This window comes from Jiangella mangrovi (assembly GCF_014204975.1).
Taxonomy (GTDB): Bacteria; Actinomycetota; Actinomycetes; order Jiangellales; family Jiangellaceae; genus Jiangella; species Jiangella mangrovi.
On sequence record NZ_JACHMM010000001.1, the window covers coordinates 6,987,724 to 7,006,470 of the forward strand.

Genomic DNA, 18,747 nt, shown 5'->3' on the forward strand with positions numbered 1-18,747 from the left:
GGTCCGCGCCGGCCCACCGGCTGCCTTTCTCCCTGCCTCAGCTGCTCAGCTGGGCGACCAGGACCTCCCCGTGGTGGGTGAGGGCGGCTCGCGCACCGGCGTCGGTGACGAACGTCGAGCTGCGCGCGGCCGTGAGGAACTGGCCGAGCGACCGGGCGGCGCTGTCGTCGCGCCCGGCGTCGGCGTGGCGGATGGCAGCCTCGAGGTGCAGCCGCAGCCGGCTCTCACCGGCCGAGGTCAGCGCCCCCGCGGCGTCGTAGTGGTCGACGATCGCGGCGAGGTCGGCCAGCGACGTCGTCACCGTGAACGACACGGTCGCCGTGCCCTGCCGCCCGGCCACGTCGGTCGCCGTCGCGACCAGCGTGTGCGACCCGACCGGCAGCGTCCACAGCTGCACCGTCGATCCCGACGCCAGCGCCGCCCCGTCGAGCGTCCCCGTCACCGAGGCCAGTCCGGAGACGGCGTCGGAGCCGGTGAACGACGGCGTGAGCGTGCCGCTGGCCGCATGGCTGGACCCGTCGGCCACCCCGCCGATCGACGCGACCGGAGGGGTCTTGTCGATCCGCACGGTCACCGAGCCGACGGCGGACACGTTGCCGCCGTTGTCGGTGGCCCGGTAGTGCACCGTGGTGGCGCCCTCGGCGGTGATGGTCAGCGGGTTGTTGGCGTTCGACCAGGTCGCCCCGCCGTCCAGCGAGCGCTGCCGGCTCGCGACCGTGCCGTTGTCGGTCGCATTGACGGTCAGCGAGACGTCGCCGGTGTACCAGCCGTTCTGGCCGGTCGGCGCCGCCGGGTTGAGCGTGTGCGACACCGTCGGCGGGGTCACGTCGGCCACGCCGTCGCCGACGAAGCGCAGCTCGTCGAGGTCGAACCCGCTGGTCGACGTGACGTAGAGCCGCCCCGTCCCCGTCGGCGCGTTGGTCAGGGCCTGCTCGACCTCGAACCAGCCGGTGCGGTTGCGGAACGAGAGCTGCGCGAACGGCGGCGCCTTCGGGTCGTTCCAGCGCAGGTGCAGCGTGCCCCGGCCCCAGGCGCGGGCGACGACGCTGTCGATGTTCGCGAGGCTGACCGGGTCGAAGGCGATCCAGTCGGCCGCGTCGAACGACGTCACCTTGCGCAGGCCGCGCGCCGTCGCGTCGTCGGTGATCTCGACGCCCTTGCTGTCGTCGAACCACTCCCCCTGTTGCGTCTTCGGGTTGAGCAGCAGCGACGCCTCGCCGCGGGCCGGCGGGACGCCCAGGTGGCCGCCGTCGGTGTAGCCGACGACCAGCGCGCCGTAGATGTTCTCGGTCTCGCCGTGCTCTGGTGCGTCGGCCGGCGTCGGGATGCCGAACGTGCAGCCGGTGCCCTGGCTGAGCGGGTGGGCGTGCAGGTCGTGGCCCAGCCCGAACGCCCAGGTCGCGCGCGAGCAGACCGGTGTGGTGCCGTCCTCGGGATCGTCGACGGAGACCGAGACGGCGACCGCCTGGCCCCAGTCGAAGAACCCGCCGTCCGGCGTGTCCAGCGAGACGGCCGGCGCGACGTTGCCGACGGTGATCTGCGTCGCCCGCGCGCCGAACTTGCCCGACGGGTCGGTCACGCGCAGCGCGGCGTCGTACTGGCCGAGCTCGGTGTAGGTGTGCGACGCGGTGACGCCGGTGGCGTCGAAGGTGCCGTCGCCGTCGAAGTCCCACTCGTAGGTCAGCGCGGCACCCTCGGGGTCGGCCGACTCCGAGGCGTCGAACGACACCGTCAGCGGCGCCTCGCTGCTGGAGATCGGGTCGGCGCTGAACCGCGCCTGCGGCGACTTGTTGCCCTCGGCGTAGTCGACGCGGTACAGCCCGGCGTCGGGGTTCTGCCGGAAGAAGCCGTCACCGTACTCGAGCACGTACAGCGAGCCGTCCGGGCCGAACTCCATGTCCATGACGTTGTCCCAGATGGGCTGGCCGACGTGGCTCAGGTGCGCGTTGGGCAGGAAGTCCGTGATCGCCGTGACGGGGCCGCTGGTGGCGAGGTCCATGGTCAGCGCGACGACGTAGTCCTGGGAGAACTCGGCGAAGAACGGGTGGCCGTCCCAGAGCTGCGGGAACTTCGCCGGCGACGGGTTGTCCGCGTCGTAGCGGTACACCGGCCCGCCCATGGGGCCCTGGCCGCCGCCGCCGAGGTCGGTCAGCTCCGGCCACGGCTGGTGACTGGCGTTGTCGCCGTAGTACAGGTGCGGCGCGGTGGCCGGCGGCACGACGTCGAGGCCGGTGTTCCAGCGCGAGTTGTTCTCCGCGCCCGCCTCGCAGTCGAACCAGACGCCGGGCGTCGCCGTCGCGTAGTCCCACTCGTTGTAGTTCGCGTTCGGGCCGTGGCAGTAGGGCCAGCCGCCGTTGATCGGCGCGCGGGTGCTCTGCCACTCGACGTAGCCCATGGGACCGCGGTCCGGGTTCGGGGCGCCGGCGTCGGGCCCGTAGTCGCCCCAGACCAGCGCGCCGGCCTGCACGTCGTAGTCGATGCGGAACGGGTTGCGCACGCCCATGACGTAGATCTCGGGCCGGGTCTGCGCGGTGCCGGGCGCGAACAGGTTGCCCTCGGGGATCGTGTACGACCCGTCCTCCTGGACGGTGATCCGCAGGATCTTGCCGCGCAGGTCGTTGGTGTTGCCCGCGCCGCGGCGCGCGTCGAGGCCCGGGTTCATGCCCGGGGCGTCGTTGTTCGGCGCCATCCCGTTGGCGCCCGGCGTGCTGGCCGGGGTGTTGTCGCCGGTGGACAGGTAGAGGTTGCCGTCCGCGTCCCAGGCCATGTCGCCGGCGACGTGGCAGCACTGGCCGCGCTGCGCCTCGACCTTGATGATCTGCTGCTCCGTGGACAGGTCGAGGGAGTCGGTGGCCTCGTCCCACTTGAACCGGGACAGGACGTTGTAGCCCTTCCAGCGCTCCCAGTAGGACGCGGTCTCGCCAGCCGGCAGCGAGTTCGGCGCGCTGCCCGACGGCGTCGTCTCCGGGTACGGCGCCTCCATGACGCGCGGCGCGTAGAGCAGGTACACCCACTGGTTGGTCGCGAAGTCCGGGTCGATCGCGATGGTCTGCAGGCCGTCCTCGGAGTTCGAGTAGACGTCGATGGTGTTGACGGTGCGGGTGATGCCGGTGGCGGGGTCGGTGAGCCGCACGGCGCCGTTGCGGGCGGTGTGCAGGACCCGCGAGTCGGGCAGGACCGCGAGGTCGATCGGCTCGCCGGTCTCCTTGCTGAGCAGGATCTTTTCGTAGTTGTCCCAGTCGAGTGCGGGGTCGTCGGCCTCGTGGTCGCCCTCGTGCGCGACCGCGCTGCTGCCCGTGACCGCGAGGGCGGCGACGGGCAGCAGAGCGGCGGCGAGGACGGTGGTCAGCGTGCTGCGGATGCGACGCATGTGGGTCCTTTCGTAGGCCGCGGTCAGCCGCGCAGCTCGTAGATGGCGTCGTAGCTGCGCTCGGCGGCGCCCGCGGCACCGCCCTGGGCCGGTGGCGTGTTCGGCGCGTTGTCCTGCTCGTACAGCGACCAGTGCCGGCCGCGCGAGCCGATGGCGCTGTAGAAGCGCTGGAAGTCGATGTCGCCGGCGCCGAACTCGACGATGTCGTAGCCGTTCGCCGACGTGGACCGGCGGCCGTCCTTGGCGTGGAACAGCGGGTAGCGCAGCCGGTTGCCGACGACGTAGTCGATGGGGTCGAACCCGGGCGCGATGTGCTGCCCGACGTAGGCCCAGTAGATGTCCATCTCGAGGTAGACGAGCTTCGGGTCGGTCTCGGCGAGGAGCACGTCGTAGAGGCGCACGGACGGGTCGTCGGCGGCCATGCGGAACTCGTTCTGGTGGTTGTGCTGGTACCAGCGCAGCCCGCGGGCCTGCGCCGCGGCGCCGAAGGCGTTGAACTCCGCCGCGGCGGCCTGGTAGCCGGCGACCGTGCGGTTGGCCGCCGTCACCGGCTCGTTCGCGGTGCCGACGAACGGCAGGCCCAGGATCTCGGCCCGGTCGAGCTCGAGCTGCAGGTTGGTGCGGAAGGCGTTCAGGCCGACGTGGCTGCCGATGCCGGTGAGCCCGTTGTCGTCGAGCAGCTGCTTGATCTGCTGCACCGTGATGCCCGGCTCCGCCGGCGAGGTGTACCCGGCGAACTCGACGTTCTTGTAGCCGATGCGGGCCAGTTCCTCGAAGACCACCCGGAAGCCGAGCGAGGAGACCAGGTTGCGGATCGTGAACAGCTGGATGCCGATCTTGCCGGGCGGCACCAGCATGCCCTTCGCGGCGCCGGCGGCGGACGGGGCGGCCAGACCGGCCGCGGCCACCGCCATGGTGGTGCCGGCTACGGCGCCGAGGAACCGGCGCCGGTCGATCTCGGGACGTGCCATCTCGTTCTCCTCGTTGAGCCGGTCGACCCGCGGGGTGGCGGGGACCGTGACGGGATGGGCGCGCGCGACGTGGCGAGGCCCCCTCCCTCCCGGCACCCACCCGTACGAACGCGCAGACAACGACCGGAACCGGCCGTTGATCACGCAAAACTAGACGTCTCGGGAAACCGCGGTCAACCGTTCACGCCGTACTTTCGAAACTTGACGCGCTAAGTAACGAAGTTCTCATCGAATACGGCGTGAGCTGCGCCTTCAGGCGCGTTTCAGGGTCACCCTCAGGGAGCGGCGAAGATCGCGTCGCTGATGAGGGCCGCGGCGCCGACCACGCCGGCGTCGTCGCCCATCTCGCTGAGGACGACGGGCAGGTTGCCGGTGGCCAGCGGCAGCGAGCGGCGGTAGACGACGCCGCGGATCTCGGCGAGCAGCGGATGCCCGAGCCGGGCCACACGTCCGCCGATGACGATCAGGCCGGGGTTGAAGAACGAGACCAGGCTCGCCAGCACCCAGCCGACGCGGTGGCCGCCGTCGCGGATCATCTGGACGGTGTACGGGTCGCCCATGGCGACCGCCGACGCGACGTCGGCGCCGGTGAGCTCGCCCTTCTCGGCCAGCAACGACGCCAGCGCCGGCGACCGGCCGCCGCGGGCCGCCGCCAGGGCGTCGCGGGCCAGCGCCGCGCCGCCGAAGAACGCCTCGAGGCAGCCGGTGTTGCCGCACGCGCACGTGGGGCCGAACTCCTCGACCCGGATGTGCCCGATGTCGCCCGCGCACCCGTCGACGCCCCGGTACAACTGCCCGTCGACGACGATGCCGCAGCCGATGCCCGTCCCGATCTTCACGAACAGGAAGTCGCGGGCCGCCTTCGCGACGCCCGAGTGCTGCTCGCCCAGCGCCATGACGTTGACGTCGTTGTCGAGCAGCACGGGGCAGCCCAGCTCGCGCGCCAGGGCGTCGCGGACCGGGTAGCCGTCCCAGCCCGGCATGATCGGCGGCGAGACCGGCATGCCGCCGTGGAAGTCGACCGGGCCCGGCACGCCCACACCGACGCCGGCCGGGCGGGTGACGCCGTGCTCGGCGAGCACCTTGTGGGTCAGTTCGAGGGCGCGGGCCAGCACCGGCTCCGGGCCCAGGCGCACGTCCATGTCGACCGAGCGCTGGCCGAGCACCGTCAGCCGCCCGTCGGTCAGCGCCACGGACACCGTCGTCGCCCCGATGGCCACCCCGACGAACCGCACGTCCGACGACAGGTCGACGAGGGTCGAACGCCGGCCGCCCCTGCTGGCCGCGGGACCTGCTCCTTCGGCGAGCCCGAGCTCGGTGAGCCGGCTGACCTCGCTGGCCATGGTGGTACGCGAGACACCCAGCCGGTCGGCGAGCTCCACCCGCGACAGCGGGCCCTCGTCGCGCAGCAGCTTCAGGACTTTCGCCTGGGTCGCGGTTTCCGGACGACCGGCGAGCGTGTGCGCCATGGATCTATCGTGCCACGCTTTCGCCGCCGCACCGCGAAAGTGTCTCCCATGTCGAACACGATCGTCTCAAGATGTCGCCAGTTCTGCCGGGTGAAGAGGTGGGCTCCCCGTCCCCCTGCTGCCCATTCTCTTAGCCGCGGAACCGCGCCTCGAGCGGACCGATCGGGGCGCTCCGCGCCGGAGGGGACCGCTTGACCCGCGGTCCCGCGGCCAAGAACTCTGGCAGCTATCAGGGGGACGGGGAGACCCTGGGCACGCCTCGCCGCGTTCTTGCGGCCCGCCGGGGTTGTGGACAGCGAAGATCATCAAGGATCGCGCACATCACGAGGATTACCCGAGCCTCGACACGATTGCAGGCGTGTTGAGGCTCGGGTAATCGTGGTGGGCGGCCCAGAGACTCGCCGAAATCCCACATCGCGGACGCGAACAGTCGTCGAGGGCGCCCGCCAGGAGGGAGTTCTCCCCGCTATAGCGAGGAAAAGTCCCTCCCGATGACGCAAGGGCCGCCGCGACCACCTGCCCGTCGCCAGACTCCCCCCGTCAGTTGTGGTTCGTGTGGTCCTCCGGTTTGGGTTCGAAGCCGACGCCGCCGTGGGGGTCGACCTCTTCGCCGGGGCGGGCGGGCAGGGTGATGTGGGCGTGGCCGTAGCCGGCGTCGATGTTGAGGACGTCGAGCTGGGTGGCGGCCACGGACCAGGCGGCCACCGCCTGGTCGCGCAGCCGTCCGGCCAGCTCGAGCAGCTCGTCCTGTTGGGGGCCGGCCGGGGCGGCGACGGCGGATTCGTAGGCCGTCGTCGCGGAGCCCAGGAGGTCGATGGCCAGCAGGAGGCCGTTGCGGGCGGTGTTGAACTCCGTCGATCCCGAGGGCGGGTCGCCGAAGGTGCCGATGGCGGCGCCGACGGCGCTGTGCCAGGAGGCCGGGGTGGCGGCCGGCGACACCACCGCCTGGCCGCCGGACGGGACCACGGTGTGCAGCCCCTCGATGACGGGGAGCAGCCCGCTGTGGGCGGCCGTAGTCTGCTGGGTCAGCTCGGCCACGAGCTCGACCTGGCGGGCCTCCTCCTGCGCCTCCAGGTCGGCCACGCGGCCGGCCACCGGGTCGCCGTCGTCGCCACCGCTGAGGATCAGGGTGGCCAGCACGATGTTGACGGCGGCGAGGATCACCGCGACGGCGATCCAGAAGCCCCGGCGCCGGGGCGGGTTCTGCTGCCCCGGCGCCGGGGACGAGGACCGGCCGGCACCGGTCCCCCGTCCGCCGCGCGCACTCGGTCTCCGTGACTCGTCGCGTCGGTTCGCCACGTTCGCAGGACGTTGAGCTTGCACGGTGACGTCTCCTTACCTCTGGGTGGTTACGGCAGCGTGGTCACAGCCGAGCCCGCAGGGCATCGCCCATGCGGAGCAACTCGGCGCGAACCGCCTCGTCCTGGACATCCGATGCCACGGCACCATAACGGTCCAGCGACCGCTCCGCCTGCGCCGTCTGACCGTCGTCGGCCAGTCGCGAGGCCATGGACAGGTGCTGCAACAGCAGCCGCTCCTGCTGCCGGTTGAGGGCCCCGGCCGCGTAGTGGTCCTCGACGAGCGTCGTCGCCGACGAGAACGTGAACTCCTGGACGCGGACGTTGCGGAAGTACACGTCGTCGCCGTTGCCGTGGTTCTGGATGCCGACGAAGCTCGGCTGGTTCATCCGGTTCGGGTCGGTGTCGGTGTAGTCGTTGATCAGCTCACCGTTCAGGTACACCCGGATCCGGTCCCCTTGCACCACGATCTCGTACTGGTTCCACTCGCCGGGCGGCCTCAAAGCAGCGTCCCGAGCCTCGACGTCGGCGCTCTGGAACGCATAGATCGCACCCGTGGTGCGGTCCGGCGCGTCCGTCGCGTCGATCTGGATCTCGTGGCCCTGGTTCACGGCCAGCCAGGGGTCGGTGCCGGGGTCGGGGAACCCGACGAAGACGCCGGAGTTGTCGTCGCCGGGCATCATCCAGTCCAGCTTCAGCGAGTAGTCGGTGAGGGCCCGGTCGTACCAGTAGAGCCCCAGCCCGCCGTACGAGACCAGCTCGCAGCCGGCGTGCAGGAACCCGCCGGGCCCGGCCATGCGCCAACCGTCCAGGCTGGCCGCCGTCCCGTCGAACAGGCTCTGGTAGCCCGCCCCCGGGTCGGTCGGGTCGCACTGCTCGACCGGTGCCGGACCGAACGTGAAGTGCTCGAACGTCGCGGGCTGCCCCACCCCGTTGTAGGCTGCCAGGCCCACCCGCGGCGACGGGAGGTCCGACGTCGGACGCGGGCGCCCGAACGCGGTCCACTCCTCGCCGTCGGCCGACCAGAACGCCGTCAGCGTGGCGCCGTTGCTCACGATCTTCACGTGGGCGTTGGACTCGATGCCTGCCGGCAGCGGCCCGGACCTGTCCAGCGCCGGGTCGAAGACCGCCTGCCCGCCCTGGTTGAGGCCGAACTCGAACCGCCAGCCCTCACCGGGGATGTTGATGAGGACGGCCTTGGCGAAGTTCCGGTCGCCGGCGTGCACCAGCAGACCCGCCTGCTCGAAGTCGCCGCCGGCCGGCAGCGCCAGCTGGGTCGACGCCTCGAAGCCGGCCGCGGGGTCGGCGATCGGCTGCAGGACGACGTTGGCGGCGGTGGTGTTGCCGCCGAACATGTCGCCCTCGACGGCGTCGATCCGCAGCTTGCCATCGGCCACGCCGACGCCCGACGGGTTCGGCCGCAGGATCGTCGTCCACCGGCAGCGGTCCAGCGACGAACCGTCGAACGAGTCGCTCGGCTCCACCGGAGCGCCCGGGTCCTCGCAGGCCGCCGCGTCACTGCTGAATGTGAACGCGTCGATGTCCATCAGCCCGCCGCCGTTGCCCTGGAACACCAGGAACAGCTCACCGGTTCCGGCGCCCGTGTCGACGACCGGGACCGGGTCGAGGTCGACGTAGTTGTCCGGGCTGCCGGTGTGCGGCACCTCCACCGTCGCCGCGAGCGGGCCGTCGGGAGCGCCCGTGCGGACCTCGACGGTGCCGCCGTTGCCGCCGGCCGACACCCGCAACTGCACCGACTTCGCGCCGGCGAGATCGTACGGCGAGAACGAGATCCAGTCGCCGGGGTCGATGTAGCCGACCCGGGCACCGCCCTCGGCCCCGCCGTGGCTGACCACCTGGACGCCGCTCTGCGCCGAGAAGTGCTCGGCCTGACGGTGCCGCGGCTGCAGCACGAGCTCGGCGGACCCCGTCACCGGGACGGTGTCCGGCGACGGCGGCGTGTCGGTGTACTCGGCGAGCAGCAGCCCGAAGATGTTGTCGTCGGTGCCGTGCGAGCCGTCGGTGCCGGTGCCGATCGTGCCGGAGCAGCCGGTGACCGACTCGCCGCCGTGGGTGTGCTGGTCGTGGCCGAGCGCGAACGTCACCTCGACGTCCTCGCAGTCGACCGGCTGGCCGTCGGGGTCGGTGACGCTGACCTCGAACGCGACCTCCTCGCCGAACGTGAACAGGCCACCGTTGGGCGGCGACACGAACTCGATGACCGGCGCGGTGTTGCCCACGACGACGTGCGCCGTCGCCACGCCCTCGTTCCCGGCCGAGTCGGTGACGGTGAGCGTCGCGGTGTACTCGCCGTTGGTCGTGTAGGTGAACGACGCCGAAGGCTCGGTCGAGTCCACGACGCCGTCGGACTGGAAGTCCCACGCGTAGGTCAGCACGTCACCCGGGTCCGGGTCCGTGGATCCCTCGGACGAGAACGCCACCTCCAGCGGCGCCAGGCCCGACGTCGGGGTCGCGGTGGCGACGGCCGACGGCGAGCGGGTGCCGGCGACGTAGTCGATGCGGTAGAGCGCGGAGTTCTCGTCGCCGTTGAAGAACCCGGTGCCGTAGTCGAGCACGTAGAGCGAGCCCTCCGGGCCGAACTCCAGGTCCATCAGCTGGGTGTTCTGCATGAAGTCCGAGAACGGGCCGATGTGCAGCAGCCCGCCGTCGCCGTCGACCGACATGTTCTTGATCCAGCGGCGGCCGAACTCGTAGGCGAAGAACTGCCCGTCGTAGTACTCGGGGAACTTCGTCTCCGACTCCAGCGCCGGGTCGTAGCGGTACACGGGGCCGGCCATCGGCGACTCGCTGCCGCTGCCCAGCTCCGGCACCGAGCCGCCGTCGTACGGCAGCCAGGCGGCGACCGCGGGCGGCACCGTCGGCAGGCCGGTGTTCAGCGCCGAGTCGTTCGCCGCCCCGCCGGCGCAGTCGAACTTCGCCCCCACCGGGTCGTTGTCGCCGGTGTTCGGGTCCGGCTGGCCGGTGTTCGGGTCGATGCCGTAGTAGGAGGTGAACGAACGGTCCGCGTAGGTCTCCGCCGCCGTGTTCAGGCCTGTGCAGTACGGCCAGCCGAAGTTGCCCGGCTCGGTGACGCGGTTGAACTCGACCTGGCCGCCGGGGCCGTACTGGTTCGGCCCGCCGGAGTCCGGGCCGTAGTCGCCGACCCACACGTCACCGGTCTCCTGGTCGACGCTGATGCGGAACGGGTTGCGGAAGCCCATGGCGTAGATCTCCGGCCGGGTCAGCTCCGGGTCCGAGGTCTCGGGCGGGAACAGGTTACCGGACGGGATCGTGTACGACCCGTCGTCCTGGACGGTGATCCGCAGGATCTTGCCGCGCAGGTCGTTGGTGTTGCCGGACGTGCGGCGGGCGTCGAACTGCGGCGCCCGCGTCGTGCGGTCGTCGATCGGCGCGTACCCGTTGGACTCGAACGGGTCGGTGTCGTCACCCGTCGACAGGTAGAGGTTGCCCTCGGCGTCGAAGTCGATCTCGCCGCCGTGGTGGCAGCAGTTGCCGCGGTCCTGCGGCACCTCGAGCACCACCTGCTCGGACTCCAGGTCCAGCACGCCGTCGGCGAAGCGGAACCGGGACAGGTTGTTGTGGCCCTCGTAGGCCTCCCAGGTCGACGGGTCCAGGCTCGAGTGCGCGACCTCCCCGGGCGGCGTCGAGAGCGGCGGCGAGTAGTAGAGGTACACCCAGCCGTTGGTCGCGAAGTCCGGGTCGAGGGCGATGCCCTGCATGCCGTCCTCGCGGAAGTCGTACACCGGCACGTCCGCCGCCAGCGACGTCTGGCCGGCCGCGGCGGTGTAGAAGACCCGGCCGTCGCGCGACGTGTGCAGCGCGCTGCCGTCGGGCAGGACGGCGACGCCCATCGGCTCGCCCATCTCCTGCGGGCCGCGCGCGAGCGTCACCTGGTCGAAGTTCTCCTCGACGGTGGCGCCGCAGTCGGCGTCGGCGACGCCCGCGGCGGTCTCGATGCCGCCGGCCAGGTGCGCGCGGAACTCCGGCTCGTCGTAGGACTCCTGGGTGTGCCCGCCGCCGGTGTACCAGGACCGGCCGCCGGCGTAGTCGTGGCACCAGGCGATCGGGTGGTCCGCGCCCATGACGTCGCCGGTGTAGCTGTCGGCGTCGAGCGAGGCCAGCACGTGCACGTCGCCGCGCGGGCTGGCGCGGTAGTCGTACCACTCGTCGGTGCGCTCCCACCGGTCCGGCAGCCCCTGAGTCGAGGGGTGGACGCGGTCCTCGACGACGACGGTGGCCGGCTGGATCTGCGGGTGCGACTGGAAGTACGCCCCGACCAGCCCGCCGTACCAGGCCCAGTCGTACTCGGTGTCGGCCGCCGCGTGCACGCCGGCGTAGCCGCCGCCGTCGGCGATGTAGGCCTCGAACGCGGCCTGCTGCTCGTCGTTGAGGACGTCACCCGTGGTCGACAGCCAGACGACGACGTCGTACTGGGCGAGGTTCTCCGCGGTGAACGCGGTCGCGTCCTCGGTGGCGGTGACCTCCCAGCCGTTCTCGGTGCCGAGCTCCTGGATGGTCGCGATGCCGGTGGGGATGGAGTCGTGCCGGAACCCGGCCGTCTTGCTGAACACGAGGACGTGCGCGCCCTCGTGCATGATCTCGAACTCGCCCTGAGCGGCGGCAGCGGAGTCGACGACGGGGTCGGCTGCGGCCGGGGCCGTGGTCACCGCGAGCGGGGCCAGCAGGGCGCCGGCCGCGGCGAGCGCGGCGGATCTGAGCAGGGGTCGTGGGCTTCTCGTATGGCGTGGCACGGTGCCTCCTCGCAACGTGGAACGTGCGCCCTTTGCAACCCCCGTCACCCGCCTCGGCCGCGAGTGTGGTGCTGGGTGCCGGGCGGCGGTGACGATGACCACCGCCGCCCGGCACGTCCTCACTGCTGAGTGCTACAGCTGAGCCCGCAGCGCGTCGGCGTACGCCAGCAGCCAGCCGCGCGCGGTCTCGTCCGTCACCCCCTCGGCCAGCGCCTCGTACCGGTCCAGCGACGTGGCCGCACCGGATGTGCCCTGCCCGGCCAGCCGCTCGGCGTTGGCCAGGTGGGTGTCCATCTGGACCGCCACGGACCGCTGCACGGTCCCGTCGGCCCGGTACCGCTGCACCAGAGCCTGGGCGCCGTCGAACGTGGCGACGACCTCGAAGGCGACGGTCGTCTCGGCGGCGTTGCCCGCCTCGTCGGTGGCCGTCGCGACCAGGGTGTGCTCGCCCAGCTCCGGGGTGACGGTGACAGGGTTTGCCACCGCCTCGCCGTCGAGGGTGAGCGCCACCGCGACGTCGCCGGACACGTCGTCCGTGGCCGTCGCGCTCAGCTCCAGCGCCGTCGCCAGGTCCACGCCGGCGCCGTCGGCGACCCCGTCGACCGTGATGACCGGCGGCGTGGTGTCCGGCTGCTCCGTCGTGACCCGGAAGTAGTCGAACGCCACGGTGACCGGCTGGCTCTGCTGGGGGCCGATGGCCATGAGGCCGAACGAGGTGAGCTCGGCGTCGTTGGTCACCGGGTCGCCCAGCGAGGTCCAGTTGACCCCGCCGTCGCTGATCTCGGCCGCGTAGGTGTCACCGCTCCTCGTCAGCCGGAGGTAGAACCAGCCGCTCTCGCTGGTCTCCGCGATGTCGATGTTGCGGTTGCCGCCGTTGCCGAACTGGCCGCCCTTCTCCGACACGAGCTCGGCGTGCAGGTTCTTCGCCGCGCCCGGGGTGTTCTGGGCCACGACGTCGAACTTGACGTAGTCGTCGTCGCCGCCGTAGACGATGAACCCGGCCAGCTGCCACTGGTGCAGCATCGACGGCGTCAGCCGCGTCTCGATCGTCCAGTCCCCTTCGGGCACGTCCTGGAGGATGAAGTTGCGCGGGTCCTCGTTGGCGTCGCCGTTGATGTCGCCCGGCTGGGTCTGGATGCGCAACTGCCCGTCGGCCACGGAGACCTTCGTCGAGTCGTAGCGCACCACCGAGTTCCACCGGCAGCCGTCGATCGCGCTGCCGTCGAACTCGTCGGACGGCTCACGCTGGCCGTCGTCCTCGACGTCCGGCGTGATGGTGAAGTGGTCGAACACGGCGTTCACCGCGTGCGCCCCGGTGTCACCGGCCGCCACCAGGCCGATCGTCGCGTCCTCGACGACCTCCGCCGCACCGCTCAGCGCGGTCCACGCCGACCCGTCGGCCGAGTACGCCGCCGTCACCTGCTCCCCGTCGCTGATCAGCCGCAGGTGCGCCGTCGACGGGAAGTCCGTCGGCAGCGTGACGTTGGCGTGCCAGGTGCGGGTGCCGCCGGCCTCGGTCTGGAACTCGAGGATCCGGCTGCCGGAGTTGGTGCGGGTGAACGCCAGCTTGACGTAGTCGTCGTCGGTGCCGTGCATCAGCAGGCCGGCGTGCTGCCACTCGCGGGTGTGCGCCAGCGAGACCTCGGTCTCGACGGTCCACTCCCCGTCACGGGCGGGCTGGCCGACGTAGCTGATGGCGCCCTCGACGTCCTCGTTGATGTCGCCGTTGGTGACCGGCAGCACCAGTCCGCCGTCGGCGACCGAGACCGGCAGGCCGTCGGCGCTGCGCACCGTCGTCCACCGCTGCTCGTTCAGAGCGTCGCCGTCGAAGGGATCGGACCCGGTGATGAGGCAGACCGGGGGCTCCTCCGGCTCCGGGTCCGGGCCGGGCAGCCCGTCCTCGAAGACGAAGTCCGAGAACACCGCCGTCGTGCGGGCGCTGCTGCTGTGCGCGGTGACGGCCAGGCCGATGTCCTGGACGTCGGCCGCGCCGCTCAGCGTCACCGGCGGGCCTACCGCGGTGAACGTCTCGCCGTCGCGGCTCCAGTACGACGTGTACTGGTCGCCGTCGCGGACGATCCGCACCCACGCCGGGTACCCGTGCTGGCCCGCGCCGGTGCTGGCGTCGAGCTGGCCGTTCCCGTCGCTGTCGCGGAGCCACTCGAAGCTGCTGCCCGCGCGCATCGTCATCGCCGCGTAGCCCGGCGAGACGCCCGGCTGCGTGACGTCGTTGCGCACGATCAGCCCCGCCTTGGCGGAGTTGTTCGAGTTGGTCTGGCTGACCACCCGGGCGGTCGCGGTCCACTGCTCGCCCGAGGCGGCGCCCGGCAGGTACACGGCGCTGTACTCGTCCGTCCCCTGCCACATGTTGCCGCCGCCGGACTCGATCGACCACGTGTTGTTGTCCGGACGGTCGAACGTGCCGTTCGCGTTCGCGTGCGAGAACGTCAGCCAGTCGCCGAACAGGTCGCCGACCTCCACCTGCACGATCCGCGACGTCGAGCTGACGCCGAGGTCGTTGGTGGCGACCGCGGTCAGCTGGTATCGCTGCTCCTCGGTCACGGTCCAGGTGGCCTCGTACGGAGCCGACGTGTCGACGCCGATGGACTCGTCGCCGGCGAAGAACTCGACCTGCGTGATCGTGTTCTCCGCGTCGCTCGCCGTCGCCGCCACCGCGATCTCGCCCGGCTCCAGCTCGTCGGCCGGCGTCGGGGTGGTGATGGCGACCTTCGGCTTCGTCGTCGTGGCCGCGCCCTTGCCGTCGGCCTCGATGAAGTTGAGCCGCCGCTCGCCGGCGCCCGGGAAGACCACGTAGAGCGTGAAGCTCTCGCCCGGGTCGTCGACCTCGACCGCCACGTCGGCGTACGACCCCGTGCCCGTCGCCGGGACCTGGCCGGTGCCCAGCAGCGGGCCGTCCGGGGCGTCGCGGCGCAGCTCGATCGGCCCGCCGGCCGCCGACGATGCCCGCAGCACGAGCGCGTCGACGTTCAGCAGGTTGACCGGGTCGTACGACGCCCACGCGCCGTCCTGGCCGGCGATCGCGGTGCCGTGCCCCTCGACGTCACGGCCGGGACCGGTCGTCACGCCCTCGGCGTCGTCGTGGAACTCCGCCTCGCGCTGCCGCGGGAACAGCAGCGACGTGTCCTCCCCGGCCAGCGCGGGGATGCCGCCGGCGCCACCGCTGTCGGTGTAGCGGGCGTTGAGGATGTAGAAGACGTTCATGTCCTCGCTGTGACCGCCGCCGAGCGCCGTCTGCACCTGGCCGGTCCGCCCGCTGAGCGGGTCGGCGGGGTGCGGGTGCTCGTCGTGGCCCAGCGCCGGCTGGATGATGACGTCCTCGTCGGCGATCTCGGCGTCCTCGGCGTCGGTGACGGAGACGTCCCACGCCACGGTGTCGCCGAAGTCGAAGAACGCGCCGTCCGGCGGCAGGTCGAACTCGACCTCCGGGCGGGTGTTGCCGACGGTGATCGGCACCGTGGTGGTGCCGGTCTTGCCTGCCGGGTCGGTCACCGTGAGGCGGGCGTCGTAGACCCCGTCCTCCGTGTAGGTGAACTCCGCCGTGGCCGATGTCGCGTCGACGGTGCCGTCGTTGGTGAAGTCCCACGCGTACGTGAGCGTCTCGTTCTCCGGGTCGGTGCTGCCGGAGCCGTCGAACTGGACGGTCAGCGGCGCCGTACCGGAGTCCGGCGTGGCCGTCGCGTGCGCCACCGGCGAGCGCGATCCGGACACGTAGTCGACGCGGTACAGGCCCGAGTTCGGGTTGTCGCGGCCGAAGCCGCCGCCCCAGTCGAGGACGTACATCGAGCCCTCGGGGCCGAACTTCGAGTCGATGGGCGCCATCCACTGCTCGCTCGGCGGCGGCAGGAACGGGTTCACCTTCTCGACGTCGCCGGTCTCCTCGTTCAGGTCGATCGAGTAGAGCCGGTTCTTCGCCCACTCGTAGAAGAACGGCTTGCCGTCGTAGGACTCGGGGAACTTGGTGTCGGACTCCAGCTCCGGGTCGTACTGGTAGAACGGGCCGCCCATGGGGGCCAGGCCGCCGCCGGCCGGGATGACGCCCGGCACCGACGAGGTCTGGTAGCCGTAGTACATCTGCGGCTCCTGCACCGGCGGCAGCTCGGTCAGGCCGGTGTTGCGGACGGAGTCGTTGACGGGGTTGTCGCAGTCGAAGTAGTCGCCGACGGTGACCGGGTTGGTCCGGTAGTCGACGTCGCGGTACGGCTCGTTCGGCCCGATGCACAGCGGCCAGCCGTAGTTGCCGGGCTCCTTGATGAGGTTCCACTCGACGATGCCGGCCGGGCCGCGGTTGGCGTTGGCGCTGCCGTTGTCGGGGCCGTAGTCGGCCAGGCCCACCCAGCCGGTCTCCGGGTCGACGGAGAACCGGAACGGGTTGCGGAAGCCCATGGCGTAGATCTCCGGGCGGGTCTTCTCGGTCCCCGGCGGGAACAGGTTGCCCTCGGGGATCGTGTAGGTGCCGTCCGGCTGCGGGGTGATGCGCAGCAGCTTGCCGCGCAGGTCGTTGGTGTTGGACGACGTCTCGCGCGCGTCGTGGAAGGTGCCGTCGCGCTCGGACAGCGGGGCGTAGCCGCCCGACGGCTCCGAGTGCGGGTTGACGTCGTCACCGACGGACAGGAACAGGTTGCCGTCGGGGCCGAACGCCAGGCCGCCGCCGGTGTGGCCGGGCTCGTCCGGGAGCCGGCGGGCCGGCACCTCGAGGACGACGACCTCGGACGCGGGGTCGATCTGCGAGTTCGGGCCGACCGTGTACCGCGACAGCGTGCTGAAGAAGTTCGCCGGATCGGACTCGTTCGCGCTGGCCTTGGAGTGGTAGACGAACAGATGGCCGTTGGTCTCGAAGTCCGGGTCCAGCGCGATGCCGAGCAGGCCGTCCTCACCGCCGGAGTACACCGGAATGGTGATGGCCGTCGACGTGGTCTGGGTCGCCGGGTCGTAGACGCGGATCTGCCCGCGCACCAGCTCGGTGAAGAAGACCCGGCCGTCGGGGGCGACGTCGATGGCGAACGGCGCGCTGGTGTTCTGGTCCAGCGGCACCTTCTCGTACTGGTCCCACACGGTGCCGCCGCAGTCGCCCTCGGTGACGCCCGCGGCCCACTGCACGCCGCCGACGATGTGCTGGACGAAGTCCGGCTCCTGTGTGTAGTGCGCGCCGAAGTGGCCCATGGCCGTCACCCAGGCGCGGCCGCCGTCGTACGGCTTGCACCACGAGATCGGGTGGTCGTAGCCCTGGGCGTTGCCGCCCGCGTCGTACGTCGTCTCGTCCATGGTCGCGAGCACGTGCGCCGTGCCGCGGACGTTGGTCGAGAAGTTGTACCACTCGTCGGCGCGGTTCCAGCGCTGCGGCAGGTGCGTCGTCGACGGGTGGGTGCCATCCTCGATGCGGACGGTGCCGGGCAGGCCCGGGCTGGTGCCGGTGGCCGCGTGGCCGGGCATCAGCGAGCCGATCAGGGTGTCCCACCAGGCGTAGTTGCCGCGCATGTCCGCGGCGTTGTGGATGGCGACGATGCCGCCGCCGGCCTGCTGGTAGCGCTCCATGGCGGCCTTCTCTGCCGCCGTCCACGGGTCGCCCGACGCCTGGAACATGATCAGCGCGTCGAAGTGGGAGAGGTCCTCGTCATTGAAGATCGAGGAGTCCTCGGTGTGCTCCGAGGTGATGCCGGCCGCCTCGAAGGCCGCCTGCAGCACGGGCACGCCCTGCGTGATCGCCTCGGTGTGCCGGAACTGGGTGGTCTTGGTGAAGATGAGGACGTGTGCCTCGTCGCCGTGCTCGCCTTCGTGAGCCGACGACGGGAGTGCGGTCAGGAGTGGTATCGCTAACACGGCGGCGAGTGCCACGGCCAGGAGCCGGGCCCATCGCTGGCGTAGTGCCACGTGCATGAGGGGTTCCTCCAGGGAATGAGCGACATTGCTTCTCGAAACCCCGCGGCGTGCCGGCGCCTGCGGTCGGTCCAACGACTGCTGATCAGGCGGGCTGCGGCACCACTCCTCTCAGGAAGGACAGGCCGTCAACGGCGATCGCGTCCTGACTCGCGGCGAGCGGCCGCCAGATGGAGGCCGCCGTCGCGATCGTCGCGTTGTCGGCGGTGAAGGACTCGATGACGAGCGGGCCGGTGTAGCCCGCGGCATCGAGCGCGGCGACGATCGCCGGCCAGTCGAGGTGGTCCGCGCCCGGCGCGCCGCGGTCGTTGGCGCACACCTGCACGTGCGCGATGCGGCCGGCCGCCCGCGCGATCGCGCCGGTGACGGACTGCTCCTCGATGTTCATGTGGTAGACGTCCAGCGCCAGGCCGATGCCTTCGGCCGGGAGCCCGTCGATCGCCTCGAGCGCCTGGTCGACGGTGTTGATCAGGCTGGTCTCGTAACGATTCAGCGGCTCTACGGCGACGGTGACGCCAGTGGCGCGCGCGTGCTCGACGACCGGGGCCAGGCCCTCGCGCAGCTCGGCGTACCGGTCCGCCCGCTCGGCCGGCGTCATCCGCCAGGTCCGCCCGACCGACGCGTAGGCCGGCCCGGCGATGGCCGGCGCGCCCACGGTCGCGGCGACGTCGACGACGTGGCGCAGGTAGTCGCGGGTCCGGGCGACGGTGTCCGCGTCAGTGGCGACCAGCTCGCGGCCGTCGCCCATGACCAGCGCGACCGCCGCCGAGAGGCCGTGGTCGCCCAGGACCTTCGCCGCCCGGGCGGGATCCCAGTCGCCGGGGTTCTCGACCGGCAGCTCGACGACGTCGAACCCCCAGTCGCGGATCCGCGGCGCCAGCTCGGCGAGGGTGGCGTCGGTGAGCGGCGACGTCCACACCCAGGTGTTGACCCCGAAGCGTCGGGTCATCGGTCGGGTCTCCTCTCCCCCGA

7 protein-coding genes are annotated in these 18,747 nt (G+C 71.6%); all 7 read right to left on the reverse strand.

Going from position 1 to position 18,747, the window contains the following annotated elements; translation table 11 throughout:
• Positions 1-37: 37 nt before the first annotated feature.
• The gene (locus HD601_RS32235) at positions 38-3,370 is read right to left on the reverse strand and encodes a PQQ-dependent sugar dehydrogenase (RefSeq protein ID WP_184829033.1); all 3,333 of its coding nucleotides are present in this window, start codon (positions 3,368-3,370) and stop codon (positions 38-40) included.
• 23 nt (positions 3,371-3,393) lie between these two features.
• Positions 3,394-4,341 carry a sugar phosphate isomerase/epimerase family protein gene (locus HD601_RS32240; protein WP_184829035.1) on the reverse strand — a complete coding sequence of 316 codons (948 nt, stop codon included), beginning with the start codon at positions 4,339-4,341 and terminating at the stop codon, positions 3,394-3,396.
• Positions 4,342-4,616: 275 nt separating this feature from the next.
• Positions 4,617-5,810: an ROK family transcriptional regulator gene (locus tag HD601_RS32245; protein WP_184829037.1), complete on the reverse strand. Its 1,194-nt coding sequence runs from the start codon at positions 5,808-5,810 to the stop codon at positions 4,617-4,619.
• 540 nt (positions 5,811-6,350) lie between these two features.
• Positions 6,351-7,109 carry a hypothetical protein gene (locus HD601_RS32250; protein WP_184829039.1) on the reverse strand — a complete coding sequence of 253 codons (759 nt, stop codon included), beginning with the start codon at positions 7,107-7,109 and terminating at the stop codon, positions 6,351-6,353.
• 64 nt (positions 7,110-7,173) lie between these two features.
• A complete protein-coding gene (locus HD601_RS32260) occupies positions 7,174-11,880 on the reverse strand; it encodes a ThuA domain-containing protein (RefSeq protein WP_221441492.1) in 4,707 nt (1,568 codons plus the stop codon).
• Positions 11,881-12,012: 132 nt separating this feature from the next.
• On the reverse strand, positions 12,013-17,718 hold the full coding sequence (locus HD601_RS32265; RefSeq protein ID WP_184829041.1) for a ThuA domain-containing protein: 5,706 nt from the start codon (positions 17,716-17,718) through the stop codon (positions 12,013-12,015).
• A gap of 142 nt (positions 17,719-17,860) precedes the next feature.
• Complete coding sequence (locus HD601_RS32270; protein ID WP_184829043.1) at positions 17,861-18,724, reverse strand: sugar phosphate isomerase/epimerase family protein; 864 nt, start codon at positions 18,722-18,724, stop codon at positions 17,861-17,863.
• Positions 18,725-18,747 lie beyond the last annotated feature (23 nt).

What these genes read in the sequence shown, in the direction of transcription:
- HD601_RS32240 (WP_184829035.1), bottom strand. Translation starts at nt 4,341, where the DNA reads ATGGCACGTCCCGAGATCGACCGGCGCCGGTTCCTCGGCGCCGTAGCC.
- HD601_RS32270 (WP_184829043.1), bottom strand. Translation starts at nt 18,724, where the DNA reads ATGACCCGACGCTTCGGGGTCAACACCTGGGTGTGGACGTCGCCGCTC.
- HD601_RS32245 (WP_184829037.1), bottom strand. Translation starts at nt 5,810, where the DNA reads ATGGCGCACACGCTCGCCGGTCGTCCGGAAACCGCGACCCAGGCGAAA.
- HD601_RS32235 (WP_184829033.1), bottom strand. Translation starts at nt 3,370, where the DNA reads ATGCGTCGCATCCGCAGCACGCTGACCACCGTCCTCGCCGCCGCTCTG.